Source organism: Arcicella sp. LKC2W (assembly GCF_034931005.1).
Taxonomy (GTDB): domain Bacteria; phylum Bacteroidota; class Bacteroidia; order Cytophagales; family Spirosomataceae; genus Arcicella.
This window is the reverse complement of record NZ_JAYGIN010000014.1, coordinates 57,049-71,447: the sequence shown is the minus strand read 5'-3', so window position 1 is coordinate 71,447 and position 14,399 is coordinate 57,049. Positions and strand designations below refer to the sequence as shown.

Here is a 14,399-nt window from a genome sequence, read left to right as displayed (position 1 = left end):
AAATTTATCTCCCACAAATCCGTCGATAATCGCAATAAACGCAATTTTCTACGTCTTTTCGTTTTTCAAATGGACTTTCTGGGTTGAGTAAATCACTAACAAAAGCTTGTAAATATTTCTCGGATTCAAATATAAAATCTTGAATTGTTTCGCCTTCTTGAAATTCCATTTTTTGTTGTAAAAGTCCCGCCTCGATGTTTCGGAAAGAGTAAATCCCTGAACTGACTTCGTTTTCAATTTCTTTCAATTTTACACCGTTGATTGTCAAGCCATTTTTTGAAGTCATTTGCTTCAAAACCATGTATTTGTACAACCATAACTGTCGGAATTTATCTTTATCCTTATCCGTCAAAAGATTCTCTGACAAGTCTTCTATATTGATTTTCAAGTCTTTAGCCTCAACTTTTCCCGTTTTATAGTCAATAACTCGTACTTGATTTCCATTGGCTCTGTCCATTCGGTCGATTCGTCCTGCAATTTTAACGGGTAAAATTCTTTCATTTACATTTGCAGCGAATTGTACCTTTAAAGTCTTTTCAACATCCAACAATTCCAACGGAAACAATTCATTATCAAGCTGATAACGCAAAAACTTCTTCACAATAGTTTCGCCAACTTGATACAAAACATAATTCATACCTTCCTCTGCTCGCAAACCTTGATTGGTTTCTTTGAAAGCCTGTTTTAGATAAGATTGAATATTTTTCAAGACCGTTTCTAAATCCTCTTTTTCAACCACCCCACCATTATCTACAAACTCTTTATCAATATTTTCAAAGGTTTTGTGAATCCAATTTCCGAAGGTATCCACCCCAATTTTTTCTTCAACCGTTTCCTCCTCCGCAATGCCCGCAATCCGACTGAAATAGTATTTCAACGAACAATCTAAATACTGATTCAAATGTGAAGGATAAATACCTTTTTCGGTAATTTCTTTTTCAATAAATGCCAAAATATCATCCGTTTTTTGGATTTCTAATTTGGTTTCTTCTTCTCTTTCCTCATCGCCCGCAATGAATTTAATGGACGGATACGTTAACGTAATATTTTTATTGGCTTTGGCTAATTCATGCTCAATTTGCAGAATAAAGCGACTTTTTTCACCTGCTCCATACGTATCAGAAGGTAGAACATGAACCAAAACGATTTCTTTGGCACGTTGCAAAAGCCTAAAAAAGTGATATGCCATCACCGAATCGGCGTGATTATGGGTTGGTAAATTGAACTGCGGGTCGCTCAAAGCATCAAACGGAATCAAGGTATTTTGTCGCTTTCCTTGTGGTAAAGTTCCTTCGTTTACCGAGAGAATGATAACCTTTTCAAAATCCAAAGTACGGGTTTCCAACATACCCATTATCTGCAAACTTTCATCCGTTTCAGACTCAAAAGGAATTTTGGTCTGCTTGATAAATTCAAACAAAAAAGTCTTGAAACTCCGCATTGTTACAGTATCTTTTCGAGCCTCCAAAATGCCTTCCATTCTCTGCAAAATCAGATAAAATTGATACAGATATTCAGTTTCAACAGCATCTTGAGATTCTTTGTAAACGTCTCGTAATAAATCAATTAGAGCATAAAAACACTTGATAGCATTTTGTGGATTATTATTCCAATGTTTAAAAATTATCTCAAAAAGTGGGTCATTTTCAGCAATTTCCAAAAGTTCTTTTGAGCTAAGGAATACACGGTTTCGCTCGGTGATTTCTCGGAGGGTTTTGCGGATTGGGTTTAGAACCTCACCCCCAACCCCTCTCCGATAGAGAGGGGAGTTTTCGTCCACAGATTTGTTCGGACGAGAGGTCTCAGTTATATTTTCCAGATAGTATAAAATTGTTTTAAGAACCTCATCTACGTTTTCTAAAACTTCTTCATTCTTAAACCTTAACACTCTAAAACCCTCTGCATTGAGTTCTTGAGTTCGGTATTCATCATATTTGGGATTGTCATCAACTTCGTGAATTCCACCGTCGAGTTCTATGATTAGATTTTGTTTTAAAAAGACAAAATCAACTATAAATAAATTTATCGAATGTTGTCTTCTTACTCTGAAATCACCCAATTGCTTATTTCTGAGTTTCTCCCAAAGTATTTCTTCTGATTCGGTGGGATTTTTACGATTATCTCTGGCAAATTGTTTTAAATATTTCCATTCCTCATATCCAGATTTTTGGTAGAATTTATGTTCTAAAACCTCACCCGAAGCGTCGGTCGCCCCAACCCCTCTCCGATGGAGAGGGGAGTTTTCGTCCGCAGATTGGCTTTGTTGAATGTTCCCCTCTCCATCAGGAACACTGGCTGTATTATCCACATATTTTTCACCCACAAATTGGTTAGAGCTAATGCCCCCCTCTCCATCGGAGAGGGGCTGGGAGTGAGGTTTTTCTACTTGATACTTCATCAACTCCCAACGTCTCAAAAATGGATGATTCAATACCTTAACTACCTGACGATGAGAGAATTTCGGAATTTTAACCGTTCCACCATCTTCGGTTTTGAATTCTACCAAATTACGTTGTAACTCAAAAAGTGAATCAATTAAAGTGAAAAGCATGGAATTTTTTAACGATAAACCCATTGTAATATTAAAATCCTTCACCGATTCATCTAAGGAGTTCATGACAGGAACAAGCAAGTTTTCATCCCCTAAGACAATAGCCGTCTGAGTACTTTCATTTTCACCCTTTCCTCCTTCCCCCATTTCACCATAACTCTTTTCCCCCCAACTTCGATAAATATGTCCTGCTACTTTTGCTTGAATGCTGGCATTGGAAACGCCAATTACTTGAATATTTTTAGTTCCTTTTACCAACTCATCAGTTTCCCAAAGCCATTCTTTGTTATAAAGTGGCGGAATTCCATTTTTATCATCACCTTCTTTATAATAACGCAACCAAGCTCCTGCTTTTTGGTCTTTATTTTTGAGAATGTAAGTATCTGTATCCCAAAGTGTTTCGGCAAAATCTTTACGTTTTAATAGCGTTCTGATAATGCGTTCTTCGGCATCACTGAGGGCATTAAAACCCACAAAATAATACTTCAAATGTTTATCTTTTTCAAGAATATATTTATCAACATTTTCGGCTAAATCACGATATGCCATCCCCCGATATACCAAACCTTGCTCAGTCAAACGGTTTCTCAGGTTTTGATAAACCGTAAAAATATTCTCAAATAATTTAAAATATCGGTCGGTTCGGTCAGTTTTTAGATTCTTATCTTTCTGAGATTCACCCAATTGCATTTGCCAACGCTCCAAAGCTTTTGCCTCCGACATATAACTAAACAATGCCTTCGCATCGACTAAATATTGGTCAATTTTATCAAAATCATTCAAGAGCGTAGTTGCCCAAGTCATGAATTTTTCAAAAGCTACATTGGGGTCAATTTCTTTAAAAACATCGTACAATTCAAACAGTAAAGCCACGGGGTCAATCTGCCGAAGTCCCGTCATTTGCATCACAAAATCATCTACCGATAAAACATCGGGAGCTAAAAAAGGAACATCTGAAAGTTGTGCCAATGCCTGTTTGAAATACAAAACACCACGACGAGATGGAATAACAATACAAACTTTAGAAAGCTGATTATGAGAATGTTGAGAATAAATATACTGTGCCGAACGGTCGAGGAAAGTTTGCATTTGTTGGGGTAAAATAATTGCTGTTTATCAAAAATACGGAAGTTTTATGGTTTTTCAAGGAGAGCCTTTGAGTTGCAAAAAGCTATTTACTTTCACTTCTCAAAACATTCATGCCTGCCATTTTATACTTTTCCAATAGCTCTTCCGAAGCCAAAGAATCAGTAATGAGATTTTGAACGAAATTAATCGGAGCAAAAGGTAAATATCGGTCTTTTTCTAATTTTCCAGCATCACAAAGGAAGAAAACTTCACGAGCATTTTGAGCTAAAGCCATTGTTATTTCTGCTTCTTTTTCACTCGAAGCACTCAATCCATTTTTCAGAGAAATACCATCAATGCCCACAAAAGCCTTATCTGCTCGGTATCTTTGAAAATGTTCAACAGCTATTTTTCCGTGTGCTGCTTGTCGCTCAAAATCAATTTCGCCACCCGCAAAATTCAGACTAACTTCTGAGCCAATCAATTCGTTAATAATTGGCAATGAATTAGTTACCACTTTTATTTTCATATTCCGAATGAAAGGACACATTCTAAAAACGGTACTTCCACAGTCTAAAAAAACGACATCCCCTTCTCTGATTTTATTAACGGCTATTCTACAAATCTCATCTTTTTGTTCGGCATTGATAGCAGATTTCTGAGCAAAACTTACGGGCATTTGCGAAAGACTCACTTTCATGGCTCCGCCGTGTGTGCGGAGTAGTAAGCCTTGTTCCGCCAAAATTGTTAAATCCCGACGAACGGTTATATCGGAAGTTTCGAGCAAAATTGCCAATTCCTTCACATCAATAATGGCATCTTGCTCTAATTTTTCAAGTATTTTTTGCTTTCTGACTTGGAAATTCATGTGCTTATTTTAATTTTGTTCAAAAATAATCATTTTTAATCATTTTCAATCAAAATGAATTCTAAAATAAAAAATATAAAGACCGAAGTCCTTTCTGATAATTGGTATATCCTTCGCAAAGTTACGTTTGATTTCTTACAGAAAAATGGAGAATGGCAAACCCAAAGTCGTGAGGCTTATGATAGAGGTAACGGAGCGGTGATTTTGTTGTACAACCAAGCGACAAAAACCGTGATTTTAACTCGCCAATTCAGAATGCCAACGTATTTAAACGGAAATCCAGACGGGATGCTGACTGAAGCTTGTGCGGGTTTGTTGGATGCTGATAATCCAGAAGATTGCATCAAAAAAGAAACGCAAGAAGAAACGGGTTATCAAATCACAGATGTTCAGAAAATCTTTGAAGTTTATATGTCACCAGGTTCTGTGACTGAAATTCTACATTTTTTTGTGGCTTCTTACTCCAAAGAACAGAAAATTAATGAAGGTGGTGGCGTTGAAGAAGAAGAGGAAATTGATGTATTAGAATTAGATTTTCAGAAAGCTCTCGATATGATAAAAACAGGCGAAATTAAAGATGCCAAAACAATTATGCTTTTGCAATATGTACAGATAAATCAGCTTATTTAGGTGAGTCGGTCAGTTATTACGCATCGAGCGTTGGTATTGGAAAGTGTTATGGATATTGAATTTATAAACTACATTTTAACGAATAATTTTAAGTAGATTAAACCTTTTCAAAAGCATGATGTCAAAAGCACAAATTCAACTTTAAACAATCATAAAATCATGAAAAGTTTCGTAAAATCACTCCTCACCATTACTGCTGTTGCTTTTTGTTTGAATATGGCTGATGCTCAAACGCCTGCTAAAAGGCTTAAACGAGATAAGAAAGAAGACCGTCGTGATAGACGTGAAGATGTTAAAGACCACAAAGAAGACCACCGAGATAAACGTGAAGATGTAAGAGATAAACGTGAAGATGTAAGAGATAGATTAGATGGAAATACTGGTCGTGCCGATAAACTCGAAGATGTTGCAGACCGCCGTGAGGACAAACGTGATAAAAAAGAAGATGTTGCAGACCGCCGTGAAAACAAACGTGATAGAAAAGAAGATAGAAGAGATAGAAAAAGAGGAACATTTTAGTAAAAAAGGTAGTGGTGAAATTTCGCCACTACCTTTTTTAATGCACTCTATCACCTCTAACTTCGAGATTTTTAATGACTTCTGCTTCGGTTTCAAGCCATTCTTCCCAACGAGTTTTTACGTATTGGGCAGATAAATATTCTTTCGCAAGGTCAATAAAATTCACATAATGCCCTGCTTCTGAAATCATTAATTCGTGATAAAATTCACGTAAACTTTCATCTGAAATTTCTTGAGATAAAATTCTAAAACGCTCACAACTTCTCGCTTCGATTAAGGCATTCAAAAAAAGTCTTTCGCCCAATTGCTCGTCACGACTTCCTCCGTGTCGCATCGAATTATATAATTGATGAACATATTCGTCTCGTCTCTGTTTTCCCAACTCAATACCACGTGCATCCATTTCCTTCAACACCATTCTAAAATGAGCCCATTCTTCGGACACTACGGGCATCAAAACTTCTCTCAATTTTTCTTTTTCTGGATATTGAATAATTAAGGAAATACATGAAGAAGCCGCTTTCTGCTCACAATAAGCATGATCTATCAAAATTTCACCAATATTTTTTTCTGCCACATTTACCCAACGTGGGTCAGTTGGGAGTTTTAACCCCAACATGGTTTTAGTAGCGTTATTTCGTTGTTCTGTATTCATTTTTAAGCGATTTGCGAAATGCGAAATTAATCAAACAGTAACCAATGTACGCCAAATGCCAAGACTCTGCCCATACCTGCAAAACCTGGTGAAGCATAATAGCCATTGCCTAAAAGTCCCTTATTTACATGGGCAAATTTCAAGAATATTCTTACTCGATTAATTCTCATATCGGCAAAAGCATCGGCTTGTAAATAGCCTTCAATAAGTTGTTTATCCTGCAAATGAAACTGCTGAATGGCAGGCATATAAGCATCAGCATAATAACTTGACTTATAATGAAACTCTAAGCCTGTTTGGATAAATAATTTCTTGCGATATAATAAATCAAAGGCTACACGAGAATTAATAAATAACTTCGGAATTCTCATTAAGTTATCCTCATCGCCAGTGGTAGTATAATAAATCTGGTTGGTGGTTGAAAAATGCCCTTTTCTAAAATCAAAACCTAAACCTACACGATAAATTTCAATATCTTTTTTGGATTGCTGAACATAAGCCAAAGTATCAAAATAAGTATAGCTTGAAACTTTGGTAATATCTGCACTTGGGCGTAAAACTAATTGCTTGAATTTCAAATTTGTGTAAGCATACACATTTGTAGTTTTGACATTATCCAATTCCCCCGTCCATCTAAAGCCATTATTATAGGTTCGTTGCTGAACCAATGTGGCTGGTGTTGAGATAAAACTTCCGCCTACATTCAACCATTTTCCTTGAAATTCTCCGTTAATTCTGAGATTTTTTAGGTCAGTAGAAAACTCTACTTCTCCAAAAACTCTTGTACTGTCTTTGAAATACTGATTCAGCCAAAGCCCTAAAAAGTTTTCGTTTTTGTTAGAAATATTATAAGCGGATTTTAAAGGATTTGTGTAATTGAAAATACGAGTTCGTAAGTGCATACGATAATTAAAACCTTTGTAAAAACCTTTAATACCTGTTTTTGCCTCAAAATTACTGTACTTGCTTTCATTATAAAGTGAGTCTAAAACAACGTTATTCGTAATAGAAGTGTCAGCAGCATAACGATAAGGCGTTTCAAGATTTTTTTTGAAAGCATAAGGATAAAAACCTGTCTGCCATGCCGCACTGAAACCTTTATCGCCAAAACGAACTCTTCTGGTCTGATAATCAAGCGTTTGGAAAATTTGAAAAGCTTTATAACCTACATATTCGTGATAGACATGAAGATTATAGGAATTATCACGAGTGGATGCTACCGTCAAAGTTGGTCGGTTATCTGCCAATGCCAGCATTCCCTGATAATCTCTACCTGATTCTAACACGACACCGCCTTGGTCATTTGAATTATGGTCAGACAAATTGAAATAAGCCAAAAGTGAATACTTTTTATTCTTGGTTTGATAGTTGGAATGAACCATGAAATCCCAATGCCCAATCGACGAATTATCACCCGTTGAAGTTTGGTCAACTAAGGTTTTATTGGCGGTTATTCGCTGAACATTTAGTCCAACGTTCCAGAGTGAATCAATATTTCTGCTCAATTCAAACTGTAAAAGGTCTTGTTCTCCTCCACCTGGTACATAAATAATATTGGTAAAAGGCGATTTTGTATTGTAATATCTTACTTGATTGGGCTTGAAAGTATAAAGTGTAAAGGCATCATAGCCCAAAAGTGTCCCAATTTGCTCAGGTGCTTTGTAAAAAACAGGACGAATGGCAGTTCCTAAATTTCCTAAATCTTGATACAGATTTTTATTTCTTTGAACGAAATTATAATTATGAATTCCGTCAATGATTGTATCAATATTATAAAGGCGTTTGCGGTTGTTAACAACGTCTTCTTCCAAAAAATATCTCGTTGAAGTTGGCCCATAGACCACTTTGGTAGAATCATCAAGTCCAATTCTACCATTAGAATTTGTGGCTTTTTTAGCGTCTTTATCCTGCTGATTTCCAGTTGGAAAACCATTAGTTGGAAAAGCACTTCCACCTTGCTGGGTTGTCGAGGGGAATTGAGCTTTTAACAAACCCGAAAATAAAAGCCCGATTATGGTAAGTATATATATTCTTAATTTCACACTACAAATTTAGGTAAAAACGAATTAGGTAAAGCTGATTAAGGTATTTTAAATCGGACTTATATACTTATTAATGCAAAACCTCACCCCCGACCCCTCTCCGATGGAGAGGGGAGAGAAAAGCGGAAGAATGCTCCCCTCTCCATCGGAGAGGGGCTGGGGGTGAGGTTTTTAGGACTTGCATTAATAAGTATACAGTTCCGTTTTAAATAGATTTTTCAAATTGAGCAAATATCAATTCATCAAAATCTTTTTTCATAGAGTCTTCTAAAAAACCAATCTCAATTGGCAAATAATACAATGGAATATTTACTAATAAAGCATGATTCAGCAATGGTTTAAATTTTACCATATCTTTTTCTGTCATTAAAATAGCGGTTAAATCATCAGGGATTTTAGTAGTAATTTCTTCCAAATCCTTTTCAGAAAAATCATGATGGTCTTTATAAATCAAATGCTCAATTACCTCAAAAGTAGCTTTTGCATATTCTTCAAAAGGCTTTGGATTAGCAATTCCTGAAAGCAGTAACACCTTTTTAAAGTCTCCATTCTTAATGTCAGAACGGCAATTTTGAGGTTTTCCGTATAGAATTTTCGTAAAGAATATGGGAGGGGCTTTTACCGAAGTAGTAAAAGGACTTCTAACTTCCCGAAAGTTTAAAACTTTCGGGAAGTTAATCCGAGTCAAATATTGTGATTGTTTTTTCTCAAATCCCCTTAAATAAGGTTCTAAACTAACCTTCACAGCCGATTGCAAATCAATCGGTAAATCAGGACATTTAGTAACAATAACGGCATCGGCTCTTTTTGCTCCGTGTCTTCGCTCACGCAAACGACCCGCTGGAAAGGGATAATCTTTATCAATCGGGCGACTATAATCTACCAAAAGCAAATTTAGTGATGGTTTTACAGGACGATGTTGAAAAGCATCATCTAAAATAACAACATCAGTTTTAGGGTTTTGAGCAAATATTTTCTGCAAAGCCTCCACCCTATTTTCGCCAACATTTACGGAGATTTCATGCTTGAACTTTTGATAAAACTGCAAAGGCTCATCACCAATGTTTTTTGCATTAGCATTTGCATCGGCATGGATAAAACCCTTAGATTTGCGTCCATATCCACGACTTAACGTTGCCACCTGATATTTATCTTTCAATAATCGAATTAAATATTCAACGTGCGGAGATTTTCCTGTACCGCCAACGGTCAAATTACCAACATTAATAATGGGTTTGCTAAAACTGGTGGTTTCCCAGATTTCACTATCATATAAATAGTTTCTGCAATCTGTCACTAAACCATAAAGCCACGAAAAAGGAAGAAGTAAAAATTGCATTGTTAGAAAAAATCAGTTTCGTGAATAATATTTAAGAAAAACTGCCATTTAATAAAAAATAAGAATTTGATGGTGCAAAATTCTAAAAGAGTTCTGACTTTTTAGTATATTCACACCCCTTTTAAGATACTTTAACGATTATTTTTTCGGTTAAAGTCTCCTCCAACAACCTTAACACACATAAAGTCAGGTAATTAATTATTAAAACAACGACTAACTTTTCAAAAAATGTTAGGTTGAAAACTTTTGCCAAAATCAATCTTATCAACATATAATGAGTCTTAGAGCGGTATTCACAAAACATACACTTGATTTCAAATTCGAGGCAGGTACGTCTCGGGGTGTGCTTACGCATAAAGATAGCTATTTTGTTAAGATTTTTGACTCTGACAATCCCGCTGCCTTTGGCTTGGGAGAATGTTCGCCACTCAAAGGGTTAAGTATCGACGACCGTCCTGATTTTGATTTACAACTCCTGAGTATCTGTGAAAACTTCAATACGCTCGACCTTGAAGTCTATCCTTGGAATCTGAATATTATCCTCGACCAAGTTTTAGACAAATCATTTCCTTCTATTGTTTTTGGTTTTGAAACCGCCATGCTTGACCTTATGAATGGTGGTAAAAGAGTCGTTTTCAACAATGGTTTTGCTAAAGCAGACCGCACCATCAACATCAATGGATTAGTTTGGATGGGCAATAAAGATTTTATGCTCAAACAGATTGACGAAAAATTAGAGGCTGGCTACAATACTATTAAAATGAAGGTTGGAGCGATTGATTTCAACAAAGAATGTGATGTTTTGGCATACATTCGTGACCGCTACGATGACAGTAAAATAACACTTAGGGTTGATGCCAACGGGGCATTTTCCGTGCATGAAGTCTTAGATAAACTTCAAAGATTAGCAGAATTTAAACTTCATTCAATTGAGCAGCCAATCCGTCAAGGAAATGAAGATGTCATGGCTGAACTTTGTCAAAATACTCCACTTCCTATTGCTTTAGACGAAGAACTTATCGGTATTCGAGAATATACCGATAAATATAAACTCCTCAAAAAAATAATGCCTCAATACATTATTCTCAAACCTACCCTTTTGGGTGGTTTTCAGCAATGTAGAGAATGGATTGAAAATGCCAATCGCCTAAAAATTGGTTGGTGGATGACCTCCGCTTTGGAGTCAAATATTGGTTTAAATGCCATCACTCAATTTACCGCAGAATTTAATAACCCGCTTCCACAAGGACTTGGAACGGGTCAACTATATCACAATAATATTACTTCTCCTCTCGAAATTAATCACGGAAAAATCTTCCATAATCCTGTCAATAATTGGGATTTGGACGTTTTGGAGTTTTTGGTTTGATTAAGTTCTTCATGTCATAATTCGTAAAGGGGTCAACAATCTTTATCAATCCGAATTGTGATATTAGAAATTCAATCTATTTAAAGACTTTTGACTTAGTTTTTCAACTCAAAAACGCATAGACTTCTCACTAAAAAACTCCCCTCCTAATAAGTTTTTCAAGTAATAGTTTGAGTTTAATTCAGGAGTTTGCAATTTTGCAGAATCAAATTAATTGAAAAAATTAAACTCAATGAATATTCAAGCACTCGACCAAGAACTCCTTTCTTTATTTGAAAAAAGAGTAGAACTTAGCCAAATGGGCTACGACCATAAGAATTATGATGATGTAGAAGAAGCCCTTCACGATTTAGAAGATGATTTCAATGATAAATACGGTGATTATTTAGAAGGAATCCTTTCGGATATTCATAAGGAATATTGCCCAGAATCTGACGTTTTATTGCCAACTGCTTATTTAGCAAAATCATTTAAAATTGCCGCAGATGGTTCTATCGAAGTTGGGAAAAATGCAGGTGTAGAAATTGAATTGGAAGAAGACCCTGCTGCAAGTGCTAAATTATTATTGTTGCCAACGCCTGTAAGAATTGTATTGCAGGTGGGTAAAAACAAAAAAATTGTTTGGAAAGCAGAAGCATAGATTTGAACTTAATACAACGGTTTAGTGAATCATTCACCAATCTTTAGAGCATGAAATTAGTCGCATTTTCAATCATTTTAATGCTATCCATTCCAACAAATTTTAAAGTGCAACAGCTCAAATATGAGCGAGTAAAAACCGCCTACGAAGAGAAATCGAAGGCGGTTTTTGCTTTATTGAGCGATAAATCACTTTCTCCTCAAAAACTTCAACTTTATTTTCGGGCTTTCAAGAAGGAACAAATTTTAGAGATTTGGGCAAAAAATTCGGATGATAAAACCTTCCAATTATTAAAAAATTACCCAATAGCAGCTTCGTCTGGCAATCTTGGCCCTAAAAGGAAACAAGGCGATATGCAAACGCCCGAAGGTTTCTATTATATTGAAAGATTCAATCCAATGAGTAATTTTTATTTATCATTAGGGATTAATTACCCAAATGCTTCTGATAAAATTTTGGGCGAAAAGGGTCATTTAGGCAACGATATTTTTATTCATGGAGCGAGTATGACCGTTGGTTGTTTACCCATGACGGATGATAAAATCAAAGAGATTTATCTGTTGGCAGTAGAAGCAAAAAACGCAGGACAAACCGAAATTCCAGTGCATATTTTCCCTGCAAAATTGACAAATAATAATCTGGTGGAATTACAAAAAATTGTTAAGTCAAGTGATTTCGTTGACTATTGGAGTACTTTGAAAAATGGACAAAATATTGATACTGAAAAGTTTATTATATTTTGGAAAAAGCTAAAAGAAGGCTATGATATTTTTGAAGAAACGCATCAATTACCTAAAATTTCGGTAAAAGTTACGGGAGAATATACCATAAAAAAATAAAAACTTCTGCCGATTATCCTCGGCAGAAGTCTATAACACTAACCATTTTTATTAAATTCTTAATTTAGTTATCTCATGAATTCATTCTTCTTGTATTGCAAAGACACTAATTGATTATTTCTACTCATTTTATTGAACTCCATCACCCTGAGCTCTCAATACCGCTTTATCACCTACGGCTTTACCAATTTTCAAACCTCCCTCACAATCCATTTTGTAGTGAATGCCACCATATAAACGAGATTTTGAAGCTTCATCTGCTTGCGACTGAAAAGAACTTGCTCCCTCTGGAAATAAATAACTCAATACGGTAGCAGCAGCAGCAGAGAACGTTGAGTGTCCAGAAGTATAAGAAGGAAAATTAGGCAAACCCGTCAAAGTTTTGATACTATTATCCATTTGTGATGGACGTGGATAGTAATAATAACTTTTTGTGTACCAACAACTTATCGATGCGTCCATCATGGCAGTATTCAACAACGCATAGTTACGAGCCATTCTTACTTCCGATTGTTTTGCGTTAACGATATACTGTTCGGCAATCTGATTCCAGTGTCCTGGAGGTGTGTGTGTACCTGCTCCATCTGCCCAATAATGAACAATTGCGATGTTTTCACGAGTTGGACTTTCAGTGTAACTTTTTACTTCTGCCAACTCAGCTTTAAATTCATTAGAGTTAGTAGCCAATGGCGGAATTGACGTACTAATACTCGTTAATGTACTTTTGTCCATATTCCAAGCAGCAACGTTTCCGTAAAATGGTAACATTGGAGGGCGTGGTGCGTTTTCCATTGATTTCCAAGCTATTTCACCTTTCTCCGAAATTCTTTTACTCAAACTATCCCATTTTACTTGTGTTCCAACTGCATTTGCCATTCCATCGGTACGGAAACGGGCAAAAACTTTGGCAAAAACAGCCTTTCCTAATCTTTCTCCTGCTTCAATATCAGAACGAGTTGAAACTCCAGCCCATAATTTAAACCATTTTTGTTCTTCTTTTTTCTTGTACAAATAAAGTGTATCTGCTTTTTGAGGGAACAAACGTTTCATAAACTCATAGGTAACTGCCGCCATCACTGCATCTTCAGATGGATAAGAAGCTAATTTAGGAGCTGCCAAAATGATTGGGGTAATGGAAGCATCAACCGCATTGGGCGTTTTACGGTTGTATAGTTTTTTCAAAGCCATTGCTTCAACCAAAGCATCGTATTGAGCCACCGACACATACGCATACGCACGTGCCGCATAAGGTGGATTTGAAAATGGAAAAGCCGTACCCGTTCCGTTCAAATTATCAGGGTCTGCCGAACTTGGAACGGGATAAAGTCCTTGTTCATTTTCAGCGGGTGGCAAATTATTTTTAGCAACTAATTCACGCATGATTTGATTCCAACGCAACACACCACCACCACTCCAATAACGAATCGCATTGCGGCGTTCATCTGTGATGTTGGCAACCTCTGTTTTTACTTCTGCAATTTCTTGTAAATATTGTGTTGAAGTTACTGCTGACGGTACAGGCACAATATTTGGAACGGTAAATTCAGAAACATTCATGGATGTATAAGTTTTCCAAGCACCTGCTGTATCATCAATTTTAGTAGGTGATAATGCTTCAAGTTCAGTTCCATCACGGTCAAGGTACTTATCACAAGCCGAAACTCCTGCTAAAATAGCAATGGCAGTTAACGTTAATTTTATATTTTTAGTAATTATTGCTTTCATTTTTTTATAATTTTCTCAAATTTATCAACCGATGCAAAAGCATCAGGCTCTATTTATTTACGGAACTATCTACAATTTGTCGCAGAATAAAATTAGACCACAGATTGTACTGATTCAACGGATTTACACGGATAAATTTAAAGAAAAATCAGTG

11 protein-coding genes are annotated in these 14,399 nt (G+C 36.1%); 5 read left to right on the top strand and 6 right to left on the bottom strand.

Annotation, left to right across the window (positions count from 1 at the left end):
- Positions 1-4 precede the first annotated feature (4 nt).
- Positions 5-3,640 carry a DUF559 domain-containing protein gene (locus tag VB796_RS12375; RefSeq protein ID WP_323346858.1) on the bottom strand — a complete coding sequence of 1,212 codons (3,636 nt, stop codon included), beginning with the start codon at positions 3,638-3,640 and terminating at the stop codon, positions 5-7.
- Positions 3,641-3,722: 82 nt separating this feature from the next.
- Positions 3,723-4,487, bottom strand: coding sequence for a DeoR/GlpR family DNA-binding transcription regulator (locus tag VB796_RS12370; RefSeq protein WP_323346857.1), 765 nt, complete (start codon positions 4,485-4,487; stop codon positions 3,723-3,725).
- A 54-nt stretch (positions 4,488-4,541) separates the two neighbouring features.
- On the opposite strand from VB796_RS12370, the gene nudK reads away from it, so the two are divergent.
- Both nudK and VB796_RS12360 read left to right on the top strand, forming a co-directional pair.
- Positions 4,542-5,117, top strand: a complete 576-nt coding sequence (gene nudK, locus VB796_RS12365) for a GDP-mannose pyrophosphatase NudK (protein ID WP_323346856.1) — start codon at positions 4,542-4,544, stop codon at positions 5,115-5,117.
- A gap of 159 nt (positions 5,118-5,276) precedes the next feature.
- On the top strand, positions 5,277-5,636 hold the full coding sequence (locus tag VB796_RS12360; RefSeq protein WP_323346855.1) for a hypothetical protein: 360 nt from the start codon (positions 5,277-5,279) through the stop codon (positions 5,634-5,636).
- A gap of 37 nt (positions 5,637-5,673) precedes the next feature.
- Here the strand turns inward: VB796_RS12360 and VB796_RS12355 are convergent, their stop codons facing one another.
- The 3 genes from VB796_RS12355 to lpxK all read right to left on the bottom strand — a co-directional run bounded on the left by VB796_RS12355 (position 5,674) and on the right by lpxK (position 9,672).
- Positions 5,674-6,291 carry a tRNA-(ms[2]io[6]A)-hydroxylase gene (locus tag VB796_RS12355; RefSeq protein ID WP_323346854.1) on the bottom strand — a complete coding sequence of 206 codons (618 nt, stop codon included), beginning with the start codon at positions 6,289-6,291 and terminating at the stop codon, positions 5,674-5,676.
- Between the two features lie 26 nt (positions 6,292-6,317).
- Complete coding sequence (locus VB796_RS12350) at positions 6,318-8,333, bottom strand: putative porin (protein WP_323346853.1); 2,016 nt, start codon at positions 8,331-8,333, stop codon at positions 6,318-6,320.
- Between the two features lie 205 nt (positions 8,334-8,538).
- Positions 8,539-9,672: a tetraacyldisaccharide 4'-kinase gene (gene lpxK, locus VB796_RS12345; RefSeq protein ID WP_323346852.1), complete on the bottom strand. Its 1,134-nt coding sequence runs from the start codon at positions 9,670-9,672 to the stop codon at positions 8,539-8,541.
- 274 nt (positions 9,673-9,946) lie between these two features.
- Here lpxK and VB796_RS12340 point away from each other — a divergent pair, with 274 nt between their 5' ends.
- From VB796_RS12340 to VB796_RS12330, 3 genes are all read left to right on the top strand, one after another.
- Positions 9,947-11,041: an o-succinylbenzoate synthase gene (locus VB796_RS12340; protein WP_323346851.1), complete on the top strand. Its 1,095-nt coding sequence runs from the start codon at positions 9,947-9,949 to the stop codon at positions 11,039-11,041.
- 232 nt (positions 11,042-11,273) lie between these two features.
- Positions 11,274-11,681: a hypothetical protein gene (locus VB796_RS12335; RefSeq protein WP_323346850.1), complete on the top strand. Its 408-nt coding sequence runs from the start codon at positions 11,274-11,276 to the stop codon at positions 11,679-11,681.
- Positions 11,682-11,731: 50 nt separating this feature from the next.
- The gene (locus tag VB796_RS12330) at positions 11,732-12,520 is read left to right on the top strand and encodes a L,D-transpeptidase family protein (protein WP_323346849.1); all 789 of its coding nucleotides are present in this window, start codon (positions 11,732-11,734) and stop codon (positions 12,518-12,520) included.
- 129 nt (positions 12,521-12,649) lie between these two features.
- On the opposite strand, the gene VB796_RS12325 is transcribed toward VB796_RS12330, so the two are convergent.
- Positions 12,650-14,245 (bottom strand): phosphatase PAP2 family protein, encoded by a 1,596-nt coding sequence (locus VB796_RS12325; RefSeq protein ID WP_323346848.1) that lies wholly within the window; start codon positions 14,243-14,245, stop codon positions 12,650-12,652.
- Positions 14,246-14,399: the final 154 nt, after the last annotated feature.